Raw genomic sequence first — 24,028 nt, 5'->3', positions numbered from 1 at the left:
GGCGGCGTGCACGACCGAAAAACTCATCATCCAATCGACGAAAATCTGGCGATCATGCGGTCATAGAATGACGGCGGCAGCTTTATAAACGACGCGTCGTCGCCGCCGCGGGAAAATGAAACGCCTTCGTCGCCCACCCAAATCAATTCAGGAACCGGTGTGCTGAAGGTTCTGCGCACTAGCAGTTTGCCTGACGCGGCGTCGTAGACCTGACCGAGATAAGCCGGGTCGTTGCCGCCTCTCCATTGGAGCAGGCATCGCTCTGCAGTGTAGCGGCCGTTTTTTGACGTGCTTTTGATGCATTCGCTCGCATTCCTGTGATCGGGGCGCGTCGCGACGAGAAGCACGGCAAACGCGACTGTGAGCACTACAGCGCCCCATCCGATCGATCGCCCCGGTTTCATAAATACACCTTGATCGGTGGGTCGATTCGAACAAGCTTTCGATCCGAATAGATCACGAAGTCACCTCCTCGCTGATGTTTTATTGCCCACTCTCTAAAGTCCTTATTGTGAACCGGGTAGTACACGTTGCCCCTGACCTTCGGGTTCCCCAGTGCAACGGGATAGGAAAAATACAATCGCGGTTCGTTCAGATATGACATCGCACCGTTGTACGCCAGAACGATCACCCCGTTTTTGCTCCAATGGCCAAGATATTGCGACGCCTCGCCAGGCTTGTCGGTGAAGTCGTAACTATCCTTAATATAAACGTAGATACCTGAGATTTCTGCAACCCTGGTATTGCCTTCCCTGTAAAAGTCGGCGTACTCCACGGCAGCGTATATGCCGAATGATCCCAACGCGCCGGTCAGATCGTCCGGGACGCCGTTGTTGTGGAAATCTGCGTAGAGGAGCTCTCCGATCTTCTGAGATAGCGAGCTTCCGACCTTTACATACTGAAACTGAAATTGCCGGTGAAGCTTCGAGAGATTCTCTCCGCACTCGGTCCTCGCATCAAGACATGGTCTTGCGGCATATGGCAGGAGAATCTCCTTAAGAGCTTGTCTTGCGCGTGACGTGCGGATCTGCGTCGTTATCAACTCGTCGTATTGATCTTTGGCTCGTCGATATTTCAATACCCAGTCGAGCTTGATCGTTGTGGTGTCGTACATATCGGGAGGATAGTGCTCCCCCTTCTGATTGATTTCGGCGGCAACGTCTTTGTCGGTAGGACCGTAGTTGAGTTCGCCAGCAAACCACCGCTCCATTAGCTTTGCCGACACTGGCATAAATTCCTTTCGCATAGCGCCGGGAATCTCCTGAATGTCGAACGGCGGGACTATCTGCTCTATCTTCTGTTTGGGACGCGGTACCGGTTGGAGTTCCTTCGGCGGCTCGCGCGTGTTCAGCCAAGACTTGAATCGCGAAAAGCCGCTGGACATCTTCTCGATGTCGTCGAGAAATTTGACCAACGGTTCTGGTGGGCGTGGCTTAGGGGTAGACCTGCGCGGTGTCAGTTTCGGTTCCGGTGGCTTTGGCAGGCATGGCGGCCCTTTATCCATCGAGAGCCGCGCTTCGCGGACAACGGTGCAACCTTCGGCACCTTCGTATCGCGTCCACCTCCATAGAAGCTTGTTCACCTTGAAATAGGGAATTTTGTCACCGTCGCTCATAACCTGATCGTCTTATTCAATTTCTTCGGGCCCGGATGCGCGGCACCCCGGGACGGAGTTATCTCTTGCTCCTTTGGATTTTTGACGGTCAAGTCAGTTGATCGCAATCAGAAAATGCCGAAAACGGCTCGGAACAGACCACCGAGCCGTCAAAGATATTTCATTCAGATAACCGTTGCCGATCAAGACGTCGAAGTCGACGTCTTCTTCACCACGAAAACAATCCCAGCGGGTTGACGGCGGCAAATACGAAATCCTCGGCGGTGATTGAAGCGGAACCGCGCGCGGCTTCGCGCAACGCCGCCGCCCAGGATTTCGTAGTTGGACGCTAAATGTGCGGGTGCTAGACTCGAAAACCCATCGTCGGTGATCGACCGAATCCGCGTAAAGGGGCGTCCGCATGACCCATTCCCTCCACGGCAAGCAACGCTGGCTCGCGCTAATCGTGCTCTGCCTCGGCGTACTGATGATCGTGCTCGACACGACCATCGTGAACGTCGCGCTGCCGTCCATCGCAGCCGATCTCGGCTTTAGCGAAACTTCGCTCGTGTGGGTCGTCAACGCCTACATGCTGACGTTCGGCGGCTGCCTGCTGCTCGGCGGCCGGCTTGGCGATCTGTACGGACACCGCAAGCTGTTTCTCAGCGGCATTACGCTCTTCACGCTCGCTTCGCTCGCCTGCGGCCTCGCGAATTCGCAGGTGCTGCTGGTCGCCGCGCGCGCCGTGCAGGGCCTGGGCGGTGCGATCGTCTCGGCGGTATCGTTGTCGCTGATCATGAATCTGTTCACCGAAGCCGGCGAACGCGCGAAGGCGATGGGCGTGTATGGCTTTGTCTGCGCGGGCGGCGGCAGCATCGGCGTGCTGCTCGGCGGACTGCTCACCAACCTGCTGAGCTGGCACTGGATCTTCCTGGTCAATCTGCCGATCGGCATTGCGGTGTACGCGCTGTGCCTCGCGCTACTGCCCACCGCGCGCGGCCACGCGCACGGCGAACGGCTCGACGTGGCCGGGGCGCTCAGCGTGACCGCATCGCTGATGCTGGCGGTCTATGCGATCGTCAACGGCAACGAAGCGGGCTGGACTTCGGCGCAAACACTCGGCCTGCTGTTCGTCGGGCTCGCGCTGCTTGCCGTGTTCCTCGCAATCGAGGCGAGAATCGAACACCCGTTGATGCCGCTCGCTCTGCTGCGTTTGCGCAATGTCGCGACCGCGAACCTGGTCGGCGTGTTGTGGGCGGCGGCGATGTTCGCGTGGTTCTTTATTTCGGCGCTGTATCTGCAGCGCGTGCTCGGCTATCGGCCATTGCAGGTGGGGCTCGCGTTTCTGCCCGCGAACCTGATCATGGGACTCTTTTCGCTGGGATTGTCGGCGCGCGTGGTGATGCGCTTCGGGCTGCGTCGTCCGCTCGCGGCCGGCCTGCTGATCGCGGCATGCGGGCTTGCGCTGTTCGCGCGTGCGCCCGTCGACGGCAGCTTCGTACCGGACGTGTTGCCCGGCATGTTGCTGCTCGGCTTTGGCGCGGGCATCGCGTTCAATCCGCTGCTGCTCGCCGCGATGAGCGACGTCGATCCCGCCGATTCGGGCCTCGCGTCGGGCATCGTCAATACATCGTTCATGATGGGCGGGGCGCTCGGGCTTGCGGTGCTCGCGAGTCTTGCCGCGGCGCGTAGCGAGGCGATGCAGGCGTCGTCGAGTGCGGCGGCTGCGCTGAACAGCGGGTATCACGTCGCGTTTCTGTTTGGGGCGGTTTTTGCGGCGGCGGCCGGCGTGCTGGGTGGGCTGTTGCTGAGGCCGGGGCAGGCGGGTGGCGCCGCGGGCGTGCATGGTGACGCGGCGGAATCGTCTCGGCCCTCCGCCGCGACCGCAAAACCGCAAGCGCGATCAAATGCGTGAGTTCGCCGCTGACTATGCTGGCTTCATGCTGACATGAGAGCCGAGATGAACCCGGTTGGAAAAGCGCTCTGGTATATCGAAAGCCACTTCGCCGGCGAGTTGACGCTCGACGACATCGCCCGCTGTGGCTGCGTATCGCGCTTTCACCTCGCGCGCGCGTTCGAAGCGGCCACCGGGATGCCGGTGATGCGCTACGTTCGCGCCCGGCGTTTGAGCGAGGCCGCACGACGTCTGGCCGATGGTGCGCCCGACATCCTCGCAGTCGCTCTCGACGCCGGCTACGGCTCTCACGAAGCATTCACGCGCGCGTTTCGCGAACAGTTCGGGCTCACGCCCGACGCGCTGCGCGCGCGGGGTCATCTCGACAACCTGACCATCGTGGAGCCGATCAAAATGGACGAAACCCTGCTCACCCATCTGGACCCGCCGCGCTTCGAAGACGCGCGAGCGTTTCTCGTCGCTGGACTGAGCGAGCGCTATACGTGCGACAGCAGCAAGGCGATCCCATCCCAATGGCAGCGCTTTGGCGCCTGGTACGGCAGGGTGCCGGGACAGGTCGGCAAGGTGGCTTATGGCGTTGGCTATAACGCCGATGAACTGGGTAACTTCGACTACATGTGCGGTGTCGAAGTCAGCGATTTTTCCGCATTGCCGCCAGAGTTGAGTCGTGTGCGCATCGCCGCGCAATGGTATGCGGTGTTCGCTCATCGCGAGCACATCTCAGGCATTCGTCGCACGATGAATACGATCTGGAATCGGTGGTTGCCCGCGTCAGGGCACGTGCCTGCCGATGCACCGCATTTCGAACGGTATGGCGAGCAGTTCGACCCGGTGACGGGGATGGGTGGAGTCGAAGTCTGGTTGCCGCTGAAAAGTTGATGGTCGATTCGGCGGATGGCCGTTGCGGATGGCCGTTGTGGCCGGCCATCCGCCTGATCGTTCACGGAGTGGCATGTCTGCTGCTGTCATGCAATGCATGCACGTCGTCGTATTCCCGCGAAATGTCCTTATTCGTGTAATCGCCCAATCTCATGGCGGCCGCCACGCTAATCACCGCGCACGCGAAGACATACCACGCCACCGCAAATCCCGAATGGAAGTAAGCATAAAGCGCCGTCGCAATCAACGGTGCCGGACCGCCAGCGATGACGGAAGCCAACTGATAGCCCATCGACGCACCGCTGTAGCGCAAGCGCCCCGTGAACGATTCGGCGATCAACGCGGCTTGGGGACCATACATCATCGCATGCGGCACCAGCGAAAGTACGATGGCCGCGAAGATCCATATCGGGTTATGGGTTCCAACCATGAAAAAGTACAGGAAGCCGAATAGCCCGACAGCAGCGGCACCGATCACATACATGCGTCGACGTCCGATCAGATCAGATACGTGACCAAACAGCGGAATCGTGAAGAATTCCAGCACCGAAGCGGCCAGCACCGCCGTGAGCAACAGATCGCGTGTGACGCCCAGACTCATCACACCATAGGTGAATATAAAGGCCGTGAAAATATAGAACGGCGCCTGTTCCGCCATACGCGCAAGAGCCGACAGAAGAATGTCTTTCGGCTGCCGGCGCAATACTTCACGCATCGGCGCCTTTTCGATCCTGCGCTCAGCGAGCAGCTTCGCGAAGATAGGCGTCTCGAGGATACTCAAGCGGATATAAAGGCCGATCGCGACCAGCACGATACTGAGGAAAAACGGCACCCGCCAGCCCCAGGTGAGAAATGCGCTGCCGGAGATCTGGCTGACGGCAAGCACCACCAGATTCGCGACGAACAATCCCGCCGGTACGCCGAACTGCGGCCAGGACGCGATGAAACCGCGATGCTTGTTGGTACGTGCCCACTCCATCGACATCAACACCGAACCGCCCCACTCGCCTCCAACGCCCACACCTTGAATGAAGCGCAGCGCCGTGAGCAGGATTGCCCCCCAGATACCAATCGTCGCATAGGTTGGAACAAAGCCCACGGCAAACGTCGCGAGTCCCATCAGCAACAGCGTCACGATTAACGTGGCTTTACGTCCGATGCGATCGCCATAGTGGCCGAAAATCGCCGCGCCCACCGGCCGCGCGATAAAGCCGACAGCGTAAATCAGAAAAGCCTGGAGTGTGCCGACGAGCGGGTCCGACTGAGGAAAAAACAGTTTCGCGAATACAAGACCCGTGACAATGCTGTACAGGAAGAAGTCATACCATTCGATTGTGGTACCAATCGTGCTGGCGATGACAGCACGGCGCAACTGGCGCCGAGCCTCCTCATCCGAGAGGGGCACCGCCCCTGATTGCGTGGCAGCCATTTGATATCTCCCCAAAATGGAAGGGTGACATCTTTGACATTTGAGGTATTGCGTGGTTCCCGTGAGGACGCGAGGCACGTGCAGCGAAAACCGGCTTTGCGCCTAGTGTTATGGCCGGGCGGCCGGGTCGAGAAAAACCGGCTCCGAACCACTATTCGCAGAGACCGGGGCTTTATTCCAGAGAGACATTTCGAAATTGCATTTTTTGCCGGATTAGCAATCCGGCAACACTCGCTCAATGCAATTGATACCGATGCCGAAATCGAATTGAAATTCGAGCGAACCGCGGCTTCGGACATGAGCATTCGCGAAGAATTGGGAGCGACTTGCTTCGCACTAGCAGGCATCTCACATGCTCATCACACCCATCCCAATCACACCAACGGAATGTAGATATCCGTCTGCCACTGATCCAGCGGCGTCTCAGGATAGACGCTGAGGTAGTGGAAAAACAGCGGATGGTCCCGCAACTCTTCCCCACTCGAAGGCAACCAGTCGCGATAGACCGGGTAGATCGTCTCGCCGATGTGGTCGGTCGATCCCGTGTGCCGAACCACCGCGCACCGTCCACCCTGCATCACGAGCTCGCGCACGCCATAGAGATTCGGCGCGACCGGCTCGTCGATCTCTCCGCAGATATCGAAACGGAATTCATCCGCTGGCACCGTGTCTGGATTGCCGTGCGGGACGCCGAAGGTTCGGCTCGACGCCACCGGTGATTGTCCGCTTTGAATACGCCAATCGATGAACTTGCGCGCACTTTCATTGACGAGTCCGGGCGAACCACAATGTTCGAGCGCGGCAACGCGGGTCTCCGCAAAATCGACGATTTTCACTTGCATGGTCAGTTTCCTCGAAACATAGGGAACAACAAAACTCGCACTCCAGAATTGCCATGTTGGATGTCGTCTAAACGCGCTCGGCGCCAAGCCGAACGCACGCTTGAACGCACGGCTGAAGGCTTCGGGACTGTCGAAGCCGGCATCGAGCGCGGCATCGAGAACCGGGCACGACGCCTGCGACGCGAGGCGGCGGCCCGCGCGACGCAAGCGCATCAACTGCACGTAGCGTGCGACGGGCACACCGACATACGCGACAAACTGTCGATGAAAATGGAACATCGAGAAGTTTGCGATGCGGCTTAGCGCGTCGACCGACAGATCGCCCTCGAGGTTTGCATCGATATAGGCGAGAACGGCTTCGAAGCGCTTCGTGTAGGCAGCGGTGGCGTCTGTGTGAGCTAACATGGTCTGGATCGTGCGAGTTTCGATATGGTCGCCGAGGTTGGACACATCTTACCTAGCCGGACTTGCTCGATCTTCAATTGGCTCGCTGCCGAGCCTGGAGAATTTACGTAAACTTATCGTTCACCCGCGCTTCCTGAGATTGTCCGCCGATGCCTTCTTCGATCAGCAATTCGCTCCTGTGGATCTTCGACGCGTTCGAACGCGATCCGACGTATATGCGTCGGCGGATGTTTGGTAGCGACGCTGCGTATATCGATGGGCTGTTGTGCCTGGTTGCCGCCGATCGCGATAAGCCGTGGAATGGGCTGCTCGTCTGTACGTCGCGGGAACGCCATGCTGCTCTGATTGCCGATATGCCTGCGTTGCAGCCTCACCCGGTGCTTGGGAAATGGCTTTACGTGCCGCAGGAGGATCCTGCGTTTGAAGACACTGTCGAGCAGTTGACAGCACTCGTGCTGGAGCGGGACCCGCGAGTGGGTGTCGAGCCTAAGCCGAAAAAGCGGCGCGGTAAGTCGGTGTTGCCGGAGGGTTGAAGCGCGGCAGTGCCGTTTCGGTCTCTCTTCCTGTCCGAACGCGCTCATGCCGGGCAATCATCCAATCAGCCGCGAATCGCACCACCCCGTCATACTCTCGCCGACGAACCCGGCAGGGATGTAGAAGGGCATTCGATTGAAGTGGAGTTGCCGCGCTTTCATTGGTGACTACGCGAATTGCGGTCGGGCTTAAAGACCGGAAATAAGATTCGGCTTTGGCACACGCAAGTCGATTCAACCACCTATTCAATGGTCACGCAGTCTGCCGTCATCGCGAACGGTACGGCTTTCGTAGGAACCACATCGAACGAAGAACTGATGGCCGCCTATGTCCCTCCGCCTGCCTGGCAGTGGAGTTTCCGCGGCAGCGTCGTCGCACTCGATGTCGCGACCGGTGCAGTGACGTGGACCACGCCGGACCCGCTCGGAAGCCGCGCGCAGGCAGCCGTCAGTGTCGCCAATGGCGTGGTCTTCGGATGCAATCTCGACTACACGAATGGCACGATGTACGCGCTCGATTCTTCCAACGGAAAAGTCCTGTGGTCATTCAATAGCGGGGGTGCATGCAATGCCGGGCCGGCCATTGCGGACGGCGTGGTGTTCTGGGGCTCTGGCTCGACGAGTGGACCGGGGCCGCTGAAATTGTTCGCCTTCGGTCTGTAGGAAACGCCCGAGGCCCCGTCCGTTCGCGGCGGGGCCTTTGGCTCTTTGCTACGATGTGAGTCTGTTCCGAAGCCGGCGCATTTGGCGCGTACCGCCCGCCGGCCAGGAGTCATCACCGAACTCACCGAGCACTAGACCTTGACGATCCACATCCGCCCCGCCACCGCTTCCGACGCCCCCCTGATCCTGCGCTTAATCACCGAACTCGCGATCTACGAAAAAGCCGAGCACGAAGTCGTCGCCGGCGTCGAAGACATCGAGAAGAGCCTGTTTTCCGAGGGCGCGCCCGCGAAAGCACTGATCTGCGAAATGAACGGCGAGCCAGTCGGTTTTTGCGTGTACTTCTTTTCGTATTCGACGTGGCTCGGCAAACAGGGGCTTTATCTGGAAGACCTGTACGTATCGCCCGCATCGCGTGGCAGCGGCGCGGGCAAACAGATGCTGCGCCATCTCGCGCAAATCGCCTGCGAAACGGGCTGCGGCCGATTCGAATGGAGCGTGCTCGACTGGAACGAGCCGGCCATCGGCTTCTACAAGTCGATCGGCGCGAATCCGCAAAGCGAATGGGTACGTTATCGTCTCGCCGGCGACGCGCTCAAAGCATTCGCCGAAGGCGAAACCGAACGGAGCACCTAAGCCCGGTCACTGCGCGGACGCCGCGACGGGCGCCACCTCGAATGCATCGCCCGTCGCGAAGAAGGTACCGCCGGCCACGTAATGGCATGTGCGCAGGTCGGGATCGTCGCCGAAATGCCAGCGGTTGCGCGAATACACGCGGTTATCCGCATACGCGGCGACCACCTCGCCGATGATCAGATCGTGCCGTTGGCTGTCGTCCGGAATCACCTTGCATTCCATCCAGGTGATGCAGCCGGCCAGCATCGGCACGTCGATTTTTTGCGCGCGGAAGGTCTCGAGATCGAACGCGGAGAACTTGTCGAGTTCGACGCCCGCGTGCGTGCCGACCGCGAGCGTTTGCGCGGCGAAACCGCGGCTCGGCAACTGCAGCCCGAACACGCCGCTCGCTTCGATCAGGCGACGCGTCAGCGTGCGGCTATCCACGACCACCACCACCTTCGGCGGATTGAAGTCGAGCGGCATCGCCCATGACGCCGCCATCACGTTCGATCGACCATCGTGTGCGCTCGTGATCAGCGTGACGGGTCCGTGATTGAGCAGTTGAGTCGCGCGCGACAATTCCACGGTTTCTCGGCTGGCGTTCATAGCATCGTGATGGCGTCGAAAGGATGACGCTGATTGTAGCGGGGCGGGAGAAATGCGGTGCGGCGCAAGGCCGAGCGATACGAGAGCGATTCGAACCACGCGCGGATGGCGGCCGAATCGAGTTGCCGGGCGGCGGCCCACAAGCCGCCACCCGACCGGACTTCAAACGAATTTCAAGGAACCCTCAATGCGGCGCCTTGCCGTTCGGCACCGCATTGAGCGGCTTGTGCTGCTCGTCGCCGAGTCCCGGGAAGAACGCGTTCCAGGCGGCGCGCACGCCTTGCGCCGCGGTGGCTTCGGCGCCGACCGACTCGGCCGCGCCGTCCGCGGCTTTCGAGGGATCGGCGGACAGGCCGCGCCAGTGCGTGAATACGAGCAACGGCTTTTCGGTCCACACGCCGTCGCCAAATTTCGCAAACGCCGTGTCCCCGCTCGCCAACTGCACTTCGTACCAGCCTTCGCGTACGGGCGTATGGATGGCAAGGTCAAACCACGGGGTCGGTTCGATTTCCTTCATGTCGTCTCCGGTCGGATAGATCGTCATCGATAACCACACTGAACGCATTGTTCGTGCCCATCACTGGCGCCACATCCGCCGCGCGACGGGACGGGCAACCGCGGCACATGCGGGCAAACCAGCACGTCGGAACTGCGAAGTCGCCGCGCATACGACACGATAGCGCGACATGGGCCAGGCGGACAGACGTAAAACTTACATGCCCGGAGTGGCGGGCGTACGGCGTGGCGGGGTGGGTTTTTTGCGGGACCGGACGACGGTTTTTCCGCCCCGTTTTGACGCGCGCTTCGCAGCCGGTCGCGCCTCGCCCTCCATCTCCCGCACCACCTCCGCCAGCGCTTTCACCGCGGGTCCCAAGCGCTCCGCCTCGGTATTGCCATACCCGATCACGAGCCCGTTCGTCTGCTCCGACGCCCCGATCGAAAACCCCGACAGCGCGCGCGGACTCAACCCCAACGCCTGCGCCCGCGCCGTGAGCGCGCGATCGTCGAGCGACGCCGGCAGCCGCAGCGTCAGATGCATGCCGCAATCGCCGCCAAGAATCGTCGCCGCCGGAAAATGCTCGGCCAGCGCGTCGCGCAGCGCTTGCTGCCGCTCGCGGTACAGCCGCCGCATCCGCCCGAGATGCCGCCCGAATTCGCCGCTTTCGATGAAATGCGCGAGCGCCAGTTGCTCCAGCCGATGCCCGCCGCGCAGCATCTCTTGCAGCGCAACAGCGGCGTGCGCGGCCATCGCGCGAGGCAGCACGACGAAGCCGATGCGCAGCGCCGGAAACATCGTCTTGCTGAACGAGCCGACGTACAGCACGGGCGCCGCGTCGACGAGCCCCTGCATGCTCGCGATCGGCTCGCCGGTGTGACGCACCTCGCCGTCGTAGTCGTCCTCGATCAGCCATGCGCCGCAGCGCCGCGCCTCGGCAATCAGCGCAAGCCGCCGCCCCACCGACAGCACCGCGCCGGTCGGATACTGATGCGCGGGAGACGTGTAGATCAGTTTCGGCGGATGCGTGTGCCACGCGTCGGCCGGCACGGCCATGCCTTCGGCGTCGACGGGAATCGGCAGCGTGCGCAAGTCGCCCGCGTTGAAAGCGGCCTTCGCGCCGCGATAGCCGGGGTCCTCGATCCATGCGATATCGCCGGGATTGGTCAGCAGTCGCACGCACAGGTTCAGCGCCTCCTGCGCGCCCTCGGTGATCACGACCTGCGAGCCATCGCAGCGCACGCCGCGCGCCATCCGCAGATGCGCGGCGATCGCGTCGCGCAGCGCGGGCTCGCCGGCCGGCGTGCCGTAGCCGAGCGCGCGCGGTAATGCGCGCTCCATCGCACGTTCGAGCGCGCGCCGCCACGCGGCAAGCGGGAAACGGTCGAGAGCGGGCGTGCCGGGGGTCAGCGCGTACGCGTTGTCGGCGTGCTTGTGCGACGCCGCGAACTGCTCGACGCGCGCCGCGTATACGACCTCCGGCGCGGCCGACGCCGCCGCCCGCTCGCCGCGCGCGGCGGGGCTCGACAGCGGGCTCACGCGCGTGCCCTGGCGATCGGCGATCACGTAGCCGACCGCGGCAAGATGCTCGTAAGCGATCACGACCGTGTTGCGCGACACGCCCATTTCGGCGGCGAGCAGCCGCGACGACGGTAGCAGCGACCCGGCCGGCAGACGACCGGCGAGAATCGCCTGCTGCAGACGTTCGATCAGTTGCTTTTGCAGCGGCGCGGGCCGCTTGGCCCCGCTGGCGCCGCGCGCGGCGAACGCGTCGTCCGCATGGACGAGCGGTCCGATGATTTCGATCATGGTGGCTGGATCTATCGAATAAGCATGTCGTGGATCTTTTGAACATACCACGTTTGCCGTATCGTTCCTGCATCGACACGCATCGGCATCCTCCGGCATCGCTCATTCATCGACGGGAGAACAGACATGGAACCCACACGTAACGCCTACGGCCAGCCAATCGGCGCACCCCTGCCCGGCTGGCACGGCGCGCAGCCGCCGGGCCGCGAGCCGCTCGGCGGCCGCTATTGCCGGCTCGAAGCGGTCGACGTCGAGCGCCACGCGGCCGACCTCTTCGACGCGTACGGCTCGGCCACCGACGGCCGCGACTGGACCTATCTGGCGGTCGGCCCGTTCGACAGTCTCGCGGCCTATCGTGAGCGTCTGACGCAGATGGCGGCATCGAAAGATCCGCTGCACTATGCGGTCATCGACCTGGCGACGGGCAAGCCGGTCGGCACGCTCTCGCTGATGCGGATCGATCCGGCCAACGGCGTGATCGAAGTCGGCCACGTCACGTATTCGCCGCGGCTCAAGCGCACGCGCATCGCGACCGATGCGATGTACCTGCTGCTAGGCGAAGTGTTCGACAAGCTCGGTTATCGGCGCTTCGAATGGAAATGCGATTCGCTGAACGAGCCGTCGCGCAAGGCCGCGTTGCGCTATGGATTTACGTTCGAGGGGATCTTCCGGCAGGCGATCGTCTATCGCGAGCGCAATCGCGACACGGCGTGGTTTTCGATCATCGACAGCGAGTGGCCGGCATTGCGCTCTTGCTATGAGCGGTGGCTCGACGCGGGCAATTTCGATGCGCAAGGGCAGCAGGTCGAGCGGCTCGCCAATCTGATCGCGCAGCGCCGAGCGGCGGACGAGGCCCGGTAAAACCAGACGATCGATAACCAGGCAACAGCTCGACCAGTTCGCCAAGCGCGATGCCGAGCCAACCGCGTGCCCGAATCCGTGAAATTGTCGTGAATGCCGCGCCGGGCGTGGCAGACAGCGGCAGCACCGCCTGCCATCACCGCCCTCCTACGTGATCTCGTATCCACCTTCGTCCGCCAGCGAACGCGAGGCCAAGCGCGGTTCGCGCCGTGCATGGTAAATTCCAGCGTCGGCAAGACAACTCCAAGAACGTTCGGGTGCCCTGAACATCTTCGTCCGGTCCACCCGCCATTGGCGATACAAGGTAGATCGATGATCGACGTGAGTCAGCGTATTGTCTGGCGGCGCCTCTACGTTGCGCTGTGCAGCTGCGTCGCGCTGGCCGGCTGCATGGTCGGCCCCGACTACCACGCGCCGCCCGCGCCGGCCACCGACACCTTCACCACCGCGCCGCTGCCCGACCAGACCGCCTCCGCGCCCGGCCCCGCAGGCCTGCCGCAGCGTTTCGCGCCGGCCCAGGACATTCCCGCCGCGTGGTGGACGCTGTTTCATTGCGAGCCGCTCGACGCGCTGATCCGCGAGGCGATCGCCAACAGTCCGAACATGGCCGCCGCGCAGGCGGCGTTGCGACAGGCTCGCGAGAATTACACGGCGCAAGCCGGCGGCACCTTGCTGCCGAGCGTCGACGCGCAACTGAGCGCCACGCGCGAAAAGATCAACGGCATCGCGTTCGGCGAACCCGGCCTCGTCGAGGAATTCAATCTCTACAACGCGTCGGTCAACGTCTCGTACAAGCTGGACGTGTTCGGCGGCGCGCGGCGCGAACTCGAAGCGCTGCATGCGCAGATCGACTATCAGCGCTTCCAGCTGCAGGCCGCCTATCTCACGATATCGGCCAACATCGTGACCGCGGCGGTCAAGGAAGCGTCGGTGCGCGCGCAGATCGACGCGACCGAGCGGATCGCTACCGAGGAAGAGCAGCAGCTGAACGTGCTCGACCAGCAATTCTCACTCGGCGGCGTGAGCCGCACGGCCGTGCTCGCGCAGGAAACGCTGCTCGCGCAGACCCGCGCGACGCTGCCGCCGCTGCAACAGCAGCTCGATCAGGCGCGCCATCAGCTTGCGGTACTCGCCGGCAAGCTGCCGAGCGATACCTCGGTGCCCGACTTCACGCTCGACATGTTCTCGCTGCCCGACACGCTGCCCGTGAGCCTGCCGTCGTCGCTGGTGCACCAGCGCCCCGACATCCTTGCCGCCGACGCCGCGCTGCATCAGGCGAGCGCGCAGGTCGGCGTCGCGACCGCGGCGATGTATCCGCAGATCACGCTGTCCGCGAGCTACGGCGCCGAAGCGTTGACGCCCGCGCAGGTGCTCAGGGCCGGCAGCACGATCTGGAGCATCGGCGCGGGCTTGCTGCAACCGGTCTTTCACGGCGGCCAGCTGAGCGCGCAGAAGCGCGCGGCCGAGGCCGCCTACCAGCAGGCCGGCGCGCAATACCGCGAGACGGTGCTGCTCGCGTTCCAGAACGTTGCGGACACGCTGCGCGCGCTCGAACACGACGCAACCGGCCTCAAGGCGCAGACCGACGCGTCGCGCGCCGCGAGCGATTCGCTCGAACTGACGCGCGGACAGTATCGCGTCGGCGGTGTCAGCTACCTCGCGCTGCTCGACGCGCAACGCCAGTATCAGCAAACGGTCGTGAGTCTCGCGCAGGCGCAGGCCGCGCGTTACGCCGACACGGCGGCGCTGTTCCAGGCGCTCGGCGGCGGCTGGTGGAATGCCGCCGCGCCCGAGTCCGCGGCCGCGCCGGCCGCCGCGCCGGCCGCCGCGTCGGCGAGCGCGTCGAACACGTCGTCGCCATCAGCAACGACGGCAACCGCCGCAACGCCACATTGACCGTGCCCTGACGCAACCCCAGCCCTCGCCCCAAGCCGAGCAAGGACATCACGATGGCCGAAAGAAAACCGATGACAAAGCGGATGGTGATCATGTTGATCAGCGTCGGCCTGCTGCTCGCCGCGCTGGTCGGCTTCAACCTGTTCCGCGCGCACATGTTCGCGAAGTTCATGACGGCCAACACCGCGCCGCCCGCCACGGTCTCGGCGGTGGTGGTCCACTATCAGTCGTGGCAGCCGCAGCTCGCGGCGGTCGGCAGCCTGCGCGCGGTGCGCGGCGTAGACGTGACGACCGAAGTCGCCGGCCTCGTGCGCGAGGTCGCGTTCGTGTCGGGGCAGGAAGCGAAAGCCGGACAGATCCTCGTGCGACTCAACGCCGACAGCGACGTCGCGCTGCTGCAATCGCTGCAGGCCGCGGCCCAACTCGCGCAGACGGTCTACGAGCGCGACCGCGCGCAGTACGACATCAAGGCGATCGCGAAGGCGCAGCTCGACGCCGATGCGGCCGACCTCAAGGGCAAGAAGGCGCAGGTCGCGCAACAGCAGGCGCTCGTCGACAAGAAGACGATTCGCGCGCCGTTCGCGGGGCGCCTCGGCATCACGACGATCAATCCGGGGCAATACCTGAATCCCGGCGACGCGATCGTCACGCTGCAAGCCATCGATCCGATCTACGCCGACTTCTCGGTACCGCAACAACAGCTCGGCCAGCTCGCGATCGGCGCGACCGTCAGCGTCGATACCAACGCGTACAGCGGGAAAACCTTCACCGGCAAGATCCAGTCGATGAGCCCGAAAGTCGACAGCGCGACGCGCAACGTGCAGATCGAAGCGAGCGTCGACAATCGCGAGCGCGAGCTGCTGCCCGGCATGTACGCGAACGTGAAGATCGACTCGGGCGCCGAACAGCGCTACCTGACCCTGCCGCAAACGGCGATCACCTACAACCCGTACGGCGCGACCGTGTTCATCGTGAAGCCCGGCACGCGGCCCAACGCGCAGGGCAAGACGCTGCCCGTCGCGCAGCAGGTGTTCGTAACGCCGGGGCCGACGCGCGGCGACCAGGTGGCGATTCTGAAGGGCATCGACGACGGCACGCAGGTCGTGACCAGCGGCCAGATCAAGCTCAAGAACGGCACGCCGCTGATCATCGACAACCGCGTGCAGCCGTCGGACAGTCCGAATCCGACGCCGCAGGAACAATAAGCGAGGCCGCCCGACCATGTTCACGGACATCTTCATTCGCCGGCCGGTACTCGCTTCGGTCGTGAGCCTGCTGATCCTCGTGCTCGGGTTGCGCGCGCTCGCGGTGCTGAAGGTCAGCCAGTATCCGCAGACCGAGAACGCGGTCGTCACGATCACGACGGCCTACTATGGCGCGAACTCGGACACCATCGCCGGCTTCATCACGCAGCCGCTCGAAGCGGCGATCGCGCAGGCACAGGGCATCGACTACATGTCGTCGACGAGCATCACGGGCGTGTCGACGATCATCGCGACGCTGCGTCTGAACTACGATGCGAACCGCGCGCTGACCGAGATCAACACGCAGATCGGCTCGGTGCGCAACCAGTTGCCGCCGCAGGCGCAGCAGCCGGTGCTGACGGTGCAGACCGGGCAGACCACCGACGCGATGTACATGGGCTTCTACAGCAGCGTGCTGCCAAGCAACAACGTCACCGATTACCTGCTGCGCGTGGTCAAGCCCAAGCTCGATTCGATCCAGGGCGTGCAGACCGGCGAAGTGCTCGGCGGACGGCAGTTCGCGATGCGCGCGTGGCTCGACTCGGCGCGGCTCGCCGCGCACGGCGTGAGCGCGAGTGACGTGTACACCGCGCTCGGCAACAACAACTATCTCGCCACGCTCGGCACGACGAAGGGGCAAATGGTCAGCGTCGACCTGGAAGCGGGCACGGACCTGCATACCGTCGACGACTTCAAGCAGCTCGTCGTCAAGCAGAAGAACGGCTCGATCGTGCGTCTCGAGGATGTCGCGAACGTCGTGCTCGGCGCCGACAGCTACGACTTCAACGTCGCGTTCAGCGGCAAGCGGTCGGTGTTCATCGGCATCAAGGTCGCGCCGGACGCGAACATTCTCGACGTAGCCAAGCGCGTGAAAACCGTGTTTCCGGATCTGCAGAAGCAGTTTCCGACCGGCATGACGGGCGACATCGTTTATGACGCGACCGACTTCGTCAACACCGCGATCAGGGAAGTGATCAAAACGCTCGTCGAAGCGCTCGTGATCGTGACCGTCGTGATCTTCCTGTTTCTCGGCAGCTTCCGCGCGGTGATCGTGCCGTTGATCGCGATGCCGCTGTCGCTGATCGGCACGTTCTTCGTGATGCAGGTGCTCGGCTATTCGATCAATCTGCTCACGCTGCTGGCACTCGTGCTCGCGATCGGGCTCGTCGTGGACGACGCGATCATCGTCGTCGAGAACGTCGATCGGCACATGAAGCACGAAGGCAGAACACCGTTCGACGCCGCGCTGATCGCCGCTCGCGAACTGGGCGGCCCGATCGTCGCGATGACCGTCGTGCTGATCGCCGTGTACGCGCCGATCGGCTTCCAGGGCGGGCTGACGGGCGCGCTCTTCACCGAGTTCGCGTTCACGCTCGCGGGCGCGGTGACGGTGTCGGGCGTAATCGCACTCACGTTGTCGCCGATGATGTGCTCGCGCTTCTTCCGCGCCGCGCAGGAGTCGGGGCGCTTCGCGCGTTTCGTCGACCGCCAGTTCGAGCGCGTGCATCGCGGCTACGGCCGCCTGTTGCATGCGACGCTCGACACCTGGCCCGTGTTCGTGATCATGGGCGCGCTGCTGCTGTGCGGCACGGTGTATCTGTTCATGACCTCGAAGTCGGAACTCGCGCCGCAGGAAGACCAGGGCATCGTGCTCTCGCAGATCATCGGGCCGCCCAACGCGACGATCCAGCAGATGCAGACCTACGCGGACCAGGTGTTCGATGCTTCGAAGACACTGCCCGAATATTCGCAGATGTTCCAGCTCACGGGCTCGCCGACTGTCAACCGGGGCATCGGCGGCGTGCTGTTCAAGACCTGGGACCAGCGCGGCAAGAACGCGACCGTGCTGCAGCAGGAGTTGCAGCAGAAGTGGAATCAGATCGCGGGCGCGCGCGTCGCGGCGTTCCAGTTTCCGCCGCTGCCGGGCGCGCAGGGCTTGCCGGTGCAGTTCGTGATCAGCACGACCGAGCCGTTCGAAAACCTCAACGAGGTGTCGCAAGCAGTGCTGGAAAAAGCGCGCGCGAGCGGCATGTTCTTCTTCGTCGATAGCGACCTGAAAATCGACAAGCCGGAAGTGACGCTCGTCGTCGATCGCGACAAGGTGGCCTCGCTCGGGCTGTCGCAAAGCGACGTCGGACAGGCGCTCGGGTCGGCGCTGGGCGGCGGCTACGTCAACTACTTCTCGATTGCGGGACGCTCATACAAGGTGATTCCGCAGGTGTTGCAGATCGACCGGCTCAATCCGTCGCAAGTGCTCGACTACTATCTGCGCACGCCGGACGGCAACGTGATTCCGGCGTCGACGATCGCGCATCTGCGGCACAGCGTCGTGCCCGAATCGATCAACCACTTCCAGCAGTTGAACTCGGCGACGATCTCCGGCGTGATCGTGCCGGGCGTGTCGCAAGGCCAGGTGCTCGATTTTTTGCGCAAGGCGACCGCGCAGGTCGCGCCGGCCGGCTATTCAGCCGATTACTCGGGAGAGTCGCGCCAGTTCGTGCAGGAGTCGGGCGGCTTCGTCATCACACTGCTGCTCGCGACGATCATCGTGTTCCTCGCGCTCGCGGCGCAATTCGAGAGTTTCCGTGATCCGATCGTGATCCTGATCTCGGTGCCGATGGCGCTGTTCGGCGCGCTGATCTTCATCAACATCGGCCTGACGACGCTGAACATCTACACGCAGGTCGGCCTCGTCACGCTGATGGGGCTCGTCAGCAAGCACGGCATTCTGATCGTGCAGTTCGCCAACGAACTGCAGCGCGCGGGCCGCGCGAAGCGCGAAGCGGTCGAGGAAGCGGCGGGCGTGCGGCTGCGCCCGATCCTGATGACGACCGCGGCGATGGTGCTCGGTGTGGTGCCGCTCGTGATCGCGTCGGGCGCGGGCGCGGCGGGCCGCAACGCAATGGGGCTCGTGATCTTCACCGGGATGTCGATCGGCACGCTGTTCACGTTGTTCGTCGTGCCGGCGATGTACATGTTTCTGGCCGCCGAACACCAGCGGCATGCTCAGGCGCCGAAGGCCGACGAGGCGGGTCAGGCGGGTTAGAGCGTGGGTGATCGCGTACCCGGCGCGCGGGTTGTTGTCCGAAATCTGAAAGCCGCTGTCCTGATGCCTTTACTCGCATCACTTAGACTACGGTGCATTCGCTGCGCAACGCGGCGCAAGACCAACCGGAGCCACGCACGATGAAAGCGATTCAGTTCAAATCTTTTGGCAACCCCGAAGTGCTCGAATACGTCGATCTGCCGACGCCGCAGGCCGACGCGGAGCATGCGGTCGTGCGGGTCATGGCGGCCTCGGTCAATCCGAGCGACGTGAAGAACGTGTCCGGCCATTTCGAACATACGGTGCTGCCGCGCACGCCGGGGCGCGACTTCAGCGGCGTGGTGGTGGACGGCCCGGCCGCGTGGCTCGACGCCGAGGTGTGGGGGACCGGCGGCGACATCGGCTTCACGCGCGACGGCACGCACGCCGAGTACCTCGGCATTCCGGTCGCGGCGCTGTCGCGCAAGCCCGTGGCGTTGAGCCACGTCGAGGCAGCGGCGATCGGCGTGAACTTCGTGGTCGCGTGGCTCGGCAGCGTCGAATACGCGAAGTTGCAGGCCGGCGAGACCATTGCCGTGCTTGGCGCGGGCGGCGGTGTCGGGGGCGCGGTCGTGCAGATCGCGAAAGCACGCGGCGCGCGCGTGATCGCCGTCGACCGCCGGCCGCTCGATCCCGCCACGCCCGCGGGCCGCCTGATCGACGCCTACGTGGCGTTCGACGAACACGCGGCCGCACGCGTGCGCGAGCTGACCGGCGGCGCGGGCGCGGAAGTCGTATACGACACGGTAGGCGGTGTCGCGTTCGAGACCGCGCTGAGTCTCGCGAAGCGGCGCGGCCGCGTGCTCGAAATCAGCGGGACCGGCAAGCGCCGCGTCGAGTTCGATCTGATCGACTTCTATCACAACGAGACGCAATTGCTCGGCGTCGACAGCGCGAAGCTCGGCGTCGCGGAATCGGCGCCGCTGATGACGGCGCTCGTCGAGGGCTTCGACAACGGCAAGCTGAGCGGCCCGGCGATCGCGCAGGAATTCCCGCTCGCCCGCGCGCGCGAAGCCTACGAGGCGGTCGCCGCCGGCACGCACGGGCGCGTCGTGATTCGCATGCAATAACCGTCCCTCTGGCACAGTGCATTGAAGCTGCGGCCTCCGGGCGTCCGCGACACGCTAAGATTGAGGCCGCCGGGCGCCCGCGCCGTCCGGGGAGAACGACAAAAGCATTGCCTCGGAGAATCTGATGTCTGAAGAATATGAAGTGCACGGTCCGCACGACCATGCCGTCGAACACGCCGGCCACGCCGCGCATCACGACGCCGATCCGTTCGCGAGCCGCATGGCCGTGATGACCGCGATCCTCGCGACGATCGGCGCGCTGTGCGCGTACCAGAGCGGCAACGCCGAAAACCTCGCGCTGTTCTACAAGAACGAAGCCGCGATCAAGAAGACCGAAGCGTCGAACCAGTGGAGCTACTACCAGGCGAAGGGCGAAAAGGAAAACCTCGCGGAACTCGGCGCGGCGCTGTCGGCGCCCAATAGCGACGCGCACGCGAAGTTCGTCGCCGACGTCGAGAAATACAAGCAGCAGAAGGAGCCGATCCGCGCGAACGCAGAAGCGATCGAAAAACAGGTCGTCGCCGCCGATACGCGCAGCGAAACGCTGTTGCACGGCCATCATCGCTGGGCTCAGGCGACGCTGCTGATTCAGGTCGCGATTGCGCTGTGCGCGATCACGCTGCTTACGCGCAAGAACTGGCTGCGCAATCTGTCGTACCTCGTCGCGGGAGTGGGCGTCTTGACCGCGGGCGCGGCGTTTTTCGGGCTATGAGCGGGATGCTCGCGTTACTTTTCACCCCGAGCTTTGCAATCGGGAGCGTGTCGTGATCGATGGGTCCGCCGTGGTCGGCGTGTTTTCCGTGTATGTCGCGGGCGTGGTGAGTCCGGGCCCGAACTTCGTCGCGGTCGCGCACAAGGCGGCTTCGGCGACGCGCATCGAAGCGCTCGCGATGGTCGCCGGCATCGTGCTCGTCAATCTGTTCTGGGCCAGCTGCGCGATTCTTGGCGTCGGCATCGTGTTCGCCGCGTTCCCGTGGCTCGCGCTCGTGGTCAGGATCGTGGGCGCGTGTTACCTGCTGTGGTTCGGCGGGCGGCTGATCTTCAATGCCTCGGCGGCGCGGCAAGCGGTGCTCGTCAAGGCACCGGCGGGCGGCTTCAGGCAGGCGTTCGCGCAGGGCTTCGCGACCAACATCGCGAATCCGAAGTCGATGGCGTTTTTTGCCGCGGTGTTTTCGTCGGCGGCGCCAGCGCATGTGAGCACCGGCACGTTCGCCGCGATGCTCGGCATGGTGTTCGTCGTCGCGAGCAGCTGGTATGGGTTCGTCGCGCTGGCGCTGTCGCATCAGCGCATCGCGTCGGCTTATCGGCGCGGCAAGATGTGGGCGGATCGTGTGTGCGGCGGCTTGATCGTTGCTTTGGGGGTGCGGCAGCTGATTCGTTGAGGCGGCACTGACGTGTGCGTGAGCACCAATGTGCCAGCACCAATGTGCCAACCTCAATCCGCGAGCCCGCGCGCACGCTCCAGCAACAACTCGCGCTCGCGCGTATTGCGCGTCATCGCCGCGGCGCGCTCGAACTCCACGCGGGCTTCGTCGACGCGTCCAAGCTTGACCAGCAGATCGCCGCGCACGCTCGGCAGCCAGTGATAATTCGCGAGCGCCGAACCGGCGGCGAGCGCATCGACGATGTCGAGTCCGGCCGCCGGCCCGAACGCCATCCCCACCGCGACCGCGCGATTCAACTCCACTACCGGCGACGGCGCGACCTGCGCCAACGCATCGTAGAGCGCGACGATCTGCGCCCAGTCGGTGTCCTCGGCGCGGCGCGCTCGCGCATGGCACGCGGCGAGCGCCGCCTGCAACGCATACGGCCCGCTCTCGCCGCCGAGCGCATGCGCGTTGTCCAGCGCGGCGAGGCCGCGGCGAATCAGCAGCGGGTCCCAGCGGCTGCGATCCTGATCGAGCAGCAGTACCGGACGCCCCTGGGCGTCGGTGCGCGCGTGCGTACGCGACGCCTGAATCTCCATCAGCGCGACGAGACCGTGGACCTCGCTCTCGTCGGCGACGAGTCCGCTCAACACGCGCCCGAGCCGCAACGCCTCCTCGCATAGCGTCGGGCGCATCCAGTCGTCGCCGGCCGTGGCCGAATAACCTTCGTTGAAAATCAGGTAGATCACCTGCAGCACCGACGCGAGCCGCGCCGCGCGCGCGTCCGCCTGCGGCACCTCGAACGGCACGCGCGCCGCCGACAGCGTGCGTTTCGCGCGCACGATCCGCTGCGCGATGGTCGGCTCCGGCACGAGAAACGCGCGCGCGATTTCGTCGGTGGTGAGGCCGCCGAGCAGGCGCAGCGTCAGCGCGACGCGCGCATCGGTCGACAGCAGCGGATGGCACGCGGTGAAGATGAGCCGCAGCAGATCGTCGCCGATGTCGTCGGCGCGCGCGGCGTCGAGCGCATCGACGAAATCGGGCACCACGTGCGCTTCGATCGCGTCGAGATCGTGGCCGAGCTCCTCGCGCTTGCGCGCATGCAGCGCCTCCTGGCGCAGGCGATCGAGCGCGCGGTTCTTCGCGGCCGTCATTAGCCACGCTCCGGGGTTGTCGGGCACGCCCGCGTCCGGCCAATGTTCGAGCGCGGCCACCAGCGCGTCCTGCGCGAGTTCCTCGGCGAGTCCCACGTCGCGCACGATCCGCGCGACGTGAGCGATGACCTTCGCGGATTCGATCCGCCAGACAGCGTCGATCGCACGATGGGTGGCCTGTATCGTCACGGCGTCAGCCTTCACCTGCTGCCGGCGGTTGCGCGTTCAGGACCATGTACGCGGACTCCCAGACGTCGTCCATCAAATCAGCGGCGATCTTCTTCGAGCTTGTGAAAGCGCTCGACTTCCGGCCCCGGCTCGAAGTCGTCGAGTTCGAACAGTTGCCGCACTTCGATTTCGCCATCGGCGTGCTCACCGAACGGCGCCGGAAAACGCCGCGCCCATTCCATCGCCTCGTCACGCGAGCGCACCTGGATCAACGTGTAACCCGCGATCAGCTCCTTGGTCTCCACGAACGGCCCGTCCACGATGCTCCGTTTGCCGCCGCTATAGCGCACGCGCCAGCCTTTCGAGCTCGGCTGCAGGCCCGTCGCGTCGAGCAGCACGCCGGCCTTCGCGAGTTCTTCGTGGTAGGCGCCCATGGCGGCGATCAGGGACGGTTCGGGCATCTCGCCGGCTTCGCTCGCGGCCGTGGATTTGACGATGATCATGAATCGCATGTCGTTGCTCCTTGTTGTTAGTGGTTGGTCGTGAGTGGATTCTTGTGAATCGCCTGGCGGAGCCACGCCGGCTCGCCCCTTACTCACACGACGCGCGATGCACGGTCCGATCGACACGCGCGGCGGTCCCGACATCCCAGGGAAAACACCGAAGCTGGTGACGTGGGAGTCACGCGTGCCTAGATGAAGCACGGTCCGAGCTTGCGCACCTCGACCGTGCACCACGACGCCGCCGGGCAGGTTTGCGCGATCGCCACGGCCTCTTCACGGCTGTCGCAGTTCAACAGAAAGAAGCCGCCGATCATCTCCTTCGCCTCGGCGAACGGCCCGTCGACGAGCTTCGATTGGCCATGGCGGACCTGCACGCGCACGGCGTCCTTCTGCGAAGTCAGTGACTCGACCGCGAGCAGCTTGCCGCGCGCTTTCAGGTTCTCGGAGAAACGCACCATCTGGTCGTAGAGGTCGCGGCCCGCGGCTTCGGGGCGCTCCTCGCGTTGGTCCGTGGGTTCGACGATCAGCAGCATGTAGGACATGATGTCTCCGATAGGGCTCGGTTGTATGCGCGGGTCGGAATCGCAACGACGCCAGCGACGCCTGGCCTCGGCGGTATGCAGGAGGTACGCGAGCAGGTAGGCGCAGCCAGTCTAGCAAGCGGGAATCGCAGCGGCAAACGCGCCCGGCGGGACTTCTACGGACACTCGTAACAAGCCGCGCCACGCGCACCAGCCGGCCTCGCGCGACATGTCGATGCCGCTTTCAATGTGTCCGGAATCCATTTATGTCCGCGCTGAAACGGTCGTATCAGCCGTTCGACGAAACGCAGCGCAGCGGGCAGCCACTCGCCCGGGCTCGCCGATAGCGCATTGAGCGCAGCGCCGGTGA

General features: G+C 64.0%; 23 protein-coding genes. 13 read left to right on the top strand and 10 right to left on the bottom strand.

All coding sequences use genetic code 11. The annotated features are described in order from the left end of the window. Window positions 1–26: 26 nt before the first annotated feature. Window positions 27–404 (bottom strand): hypothetical protein, encoded by a 378-nt coding sequence (locus OKW26_RS04780; protein ID WP_429352845.1) that lies wholly within the window; start codon window positions 402–404, stop codon window positions 27–29. Next, a complete protein-coding gene (locus OKW26_RS04775; RefSeq protein WP_429352844.1) occupies window positions 401–1,615 on the bottom strand; it encodes a DUF6402 family protein in 1,215 nt (404 codons plus the stop codon). Before OKW26_RS04775 ends, OKW26_RS04780 begins: the two co-directional genes overlap by 4 nt. Before the next feature lie 400 nt (window positions 1,616–2,015). Here OKW26_RS04775 and OKW26_RS04770 point away from each other — a divergent pair, with 400 nt between their 5' ends. After that, window positions 2,016–3,509 carry a DHA2 family efflux MFS transporter permease subunit gene (locus OKW26_RS04770; protein WP_429352843.1) on the top strand — a complete coding sequence of 498 codons (1,494 nt, stop codon included), beginning with the start codon at window positions 2,016–2,018 and terminating at the stop codon, window positions 3,507–3,509. A gap of 45 nt (window positions 3,510–3,554) precedes the next feature. Next, a complete protein-coding gene (locus OKW26_RS04765; RefSeq protein WP_429352842.1) occupies window positions 3,555–4,388 on the top strand; it encodes an AraC family transcriptional regulator in 834 nt (277 codons plus the stop codon). A 61-nt stretch (window positions 4,389–4,449) separates the two neighbouring features. Here the strand turns inward: OKW26_RS04765 and OKW26_RS04760 are convergent, their stop codons facing one another. Beyond that, window positions 4,450–5,817 carry an MFS transporter gene (locus OKW26_RS04760; protein WP_429352841.1) on the bottom strand — a complete coding sequence of 456 codons (1,368 nt, stop codon included), beginning with the start codon at window positions 5,815–5,817 and terminating at the stop codon, window positions 4,450–4,452. 78 nt (window positions 5,818–5,895) lie between these two features. Here OKW26_RS04760 and OKW26_RS04755 point away from each other — a divergent pair, with 78 nt between their 5' ends. After that, on the top strand, window positions 5,896–6,210 hold the full coding sequence (locus tag OKW26_RS04755; RefSeq protein WP_429352840.1) for a hypothetical protein: 315 nt from the start codon (window positions 5,896–5,898) through the stop codon (window positions 6,208–6,210). Here OKW26_RS04755 and OKW26_RS04750 read toward each other — a convergent pair. Further along, on the bottom strand, window positions 6,192–7,064 hold the full coding sequence (locus OKW26_RS04750; protein ID WP_429352839.1) for an AraC family transcriptional regulator: 873 nt from the start codon (window positions 7,062–7,064) through the stop codon (window positions 6,192–6,194). The genes OKW26_RS04755 and OKW26_RS04750 overlap by 19 nt on opposite strands. Window positions 7,065–7,213: 149 nt before the next feature. On the opposite strand from OKW26_RS04750, the gene OKW26_RS04745 reads away from it, so the two are divergent. The 3 genes from OKW26_RS04745 (at window position 7,214) to OKW26_RS04735 (ending at window position 8,896) form a co-directional block, all read left to right on the top strand. Then, window positions 7,214–7,597 carry a hypothetical protein gene (locus tag OKW26_RS04745; protein WP_429352838.1) on the top strand — a complete coding sequence of 128 codons (384 nt, stop codon included), beginning with the start codon at window positions 7,214–7,216 and terminating at the stop codon, window positions 7,595–7,597. 249 nt (window positions 7,598–7,846) lie between these two features. Beyond that, complete coding sequence (locus tag OKW26_RS04740; RefSeq protein WP_429352837.1) at window positions 7,847–8,260, top strand: PQQ-binding-like beta-propeller repeat protein; 414 nt, start codon at window positions 7,847–7,849, stop codon at window positions 8,258–8,260. Between the two features lie 138 nt (window positions 8,261–8,398). Continuing rightward, a complete protein-coding gene (locus OKW26_RS04735; protein WP_429352836.1) occupies window positions 8,399–8,896 on the top strand; it encodes an N-acetyltransferase family protein in 498 nt (165 codons plus the stop codon). Between the two features lie 6 nt (window positions 8,897–8,902). Here the strand turns inward: OKW26_RS04735 and OKW26_RS04730 are convergent, their stop codons facing one another. The 3 genes from OKW26_RS04730 to OKW26_RS04720 form a co-directional block, all read right to left on the bottom strand. Beyond that, the gene (locus OKW26_RS04730) at window positions 8,903–9,484 is read right to left on the bottom strand and encodes a flavin reductase family protein (protein ID WP_429352835.1); all 582 of its coding nucleotides are present in this window, start codon (window positions 9,482–9,484) and stop codon (window positions 8,903–8,905) included. Window positions 9,485–9,668: 184 nt separating this feature from the next. Beyond that, window positions 9,669–10,001, bottom strand: a complete 333-nt coding sequence (locus OKW26_RS04725) for a hypothetical protein (RefSeq protein ID WP_184030473.1) — start codon at window positions 9,999–10,001, stop codon at window positions 9,669–9,671. Window positions 10,002–10,196: 195 nt separating this feature from the next. Beyond that, the gene (locus OKW26_RS04720) at window positions 10,197–11,789 is read right to left on the bottom strand and encodes a PLP-dependent aminotransferase family protein (protein ID WP_429352834.1); all 1,593 of its coding nucleotides are present in this window, start codon (window positions 11,787–11,789) and stop codon (window positions 10,197–10,199) included. Window positions 11,790–11,915: 126 nt separating this feature from the next. Here OKW26_RS04720 and OKW26_RS04715 point away from each other — a divergent pair, with 126 nt between their 5' ends. The 7 genes from OKW26_RS04715 (at window position 11,916) to OKW26_RS04685 (ending at window position 21,327) form a co-directional block, all read left to right on the top strand. After that, on the top strand, window positions 11,916–12,650 hold the full coding sequence (locus OKW26_RS04715) for a GNAT family N-acetyltransferase (RefSeq protein ID WP_429352833.1): 735 nt from the start codon (window positions 11,916–11,918) through the stop codon (window positions 12,648–12,650). A gap of 312 nt (window positions 12,651–12,962) precedes the next feature. Further along, window positions 12,963–14,546 carry an efflux transporter outer membrane subunit gene (locus OKW26_RS04710; RefSeq protein WP_429352832.1) on the top strand — a complete coding sequence of 528 codons (1,584 nt, stop codon included), beginning with the start codon at window positions 12,963–12,965 and terminating at the stop codon, window positions 14,544–14,546. A 53-nt stretch (window positions 14,547–14,599) separates the two neighbouring features. Continuing rightward, window positions 14,600–15,751, top strand: coding sequence for an efflux RND transporter periplasmic adaptor subunit (locus OKW26_RS04705; protein ID WP_429352831.1), 1,152 nt, complete (start codon window positions 14,600–14,602; stop codon window positions 15,749–15,751). A gap of 16 nt (window positions 15,752–15,767) precedes the next feature. Continuing rightward, entirely contained in the window at window positions 15,768–18,836 is a 3,069-nt protein-coding gene (locus tag OKW26_RS04700) for an efflux RND transporter permease subunit (protein WP_429352830.1), read from the top strand. Between the two features lie 140 nt (window positions 18,837–18,976). Further along, window positions 18,977–19,945: a quinone oxidoreductase family protein gene (locus tag OKW26_RS04695; protein ID WP_429352829.1), complete on the top strand. Its 969-nt coding sequence runs from the start codon at window positions 18,977–18,979 to the stop codon at window positions 19,943–19,945. A gap of 124 nt (window positions 19,946–20,069) precedes the next feature. Further along, window positions 20,070–20,657 (top strand): DUF4337 domain-containing protein, encoded by a 588-nt coding sequence (locus OKW26_RS04690; protein WP_184052885.1) that lies wholly within the window; start codon window positions 20,070–20,072, stop codon window positions 20,655–20,657. 52 nt (window positions 20,658–20,709) lie between these two features. Beyond that, on the top strand, window positions 20,710–21,327 hold the full coding sequence (locus OKW26_RS04685; RefSeq protein WP_429352828.1) for a LysE family translocator: 618 nt from the start codon (window positions 20,710–20,712) through the stop codon (window positions 21,325–21,327). A 53-nt stretch (window positions 21,328–21,380) separates the two neighbouring features. Here the strand turns inward: OKW26_RS04685 and OKW26_RS04680 are convergent, their stop codons facing one another. The 3 genes from OKW26_RS04680 to OKW26_RS04670 all read right to left on the bottom strand — a co-directional run bounded on the left by OKW26_RS04680 (window position 21,381) and on the right by OKW26_RS04670 (window position 23,679). Further along, entirely contained in the window at window positions 21,381–22,655 is a 1,275-nt protein-coding gene (locus tag OKW26_RS04680; RefSeq protein WP_429352827.1) for an RNA polymerase sigma factor, read from the bottom strand. A 77-nt stretch (window positions 22,656–22,732) separates the two neighbouring features. Then, window positions 22,733–23,146, bottom strand: coding sequence for a YciI family protein (locus OKW26_RS04675; RefSeq protein ID WP_429352826.1), 414 nt, complete (start codon window positions 23,144–23,146; stop codon window positions 22,733–22,735). 179 nt (window positions 23,147–23,325) lie between these two features. Then, entirely contained in the window at window positions 23,326–23,679 is a 354-nt protein-coding gene (locus tag OKW26_RS04670) for a YciI family protein (protein ID WP_429352825.1), read from the bottom strand. Between the last annotated feature and the right edge of the window lie 349 nt (window positions 23,680–24,028).

Origin of the sequence: Paraburkholderia sp. 32, assembly GCF_050435345.1 — a bacterium.
In the GTDB taxonomy this organism is placed as follows: Bacteria; Pseudomonadota; Gammaproteobacteria; order Burkholderiales; family Burkholderiaceae; genus Paraburkholderia; species Paraburkholderia tuberum.
Note: the sequence above shows the minus strand (reverse complement) of the source record. Positions and strands in the feature narration are given on the sequence as shown.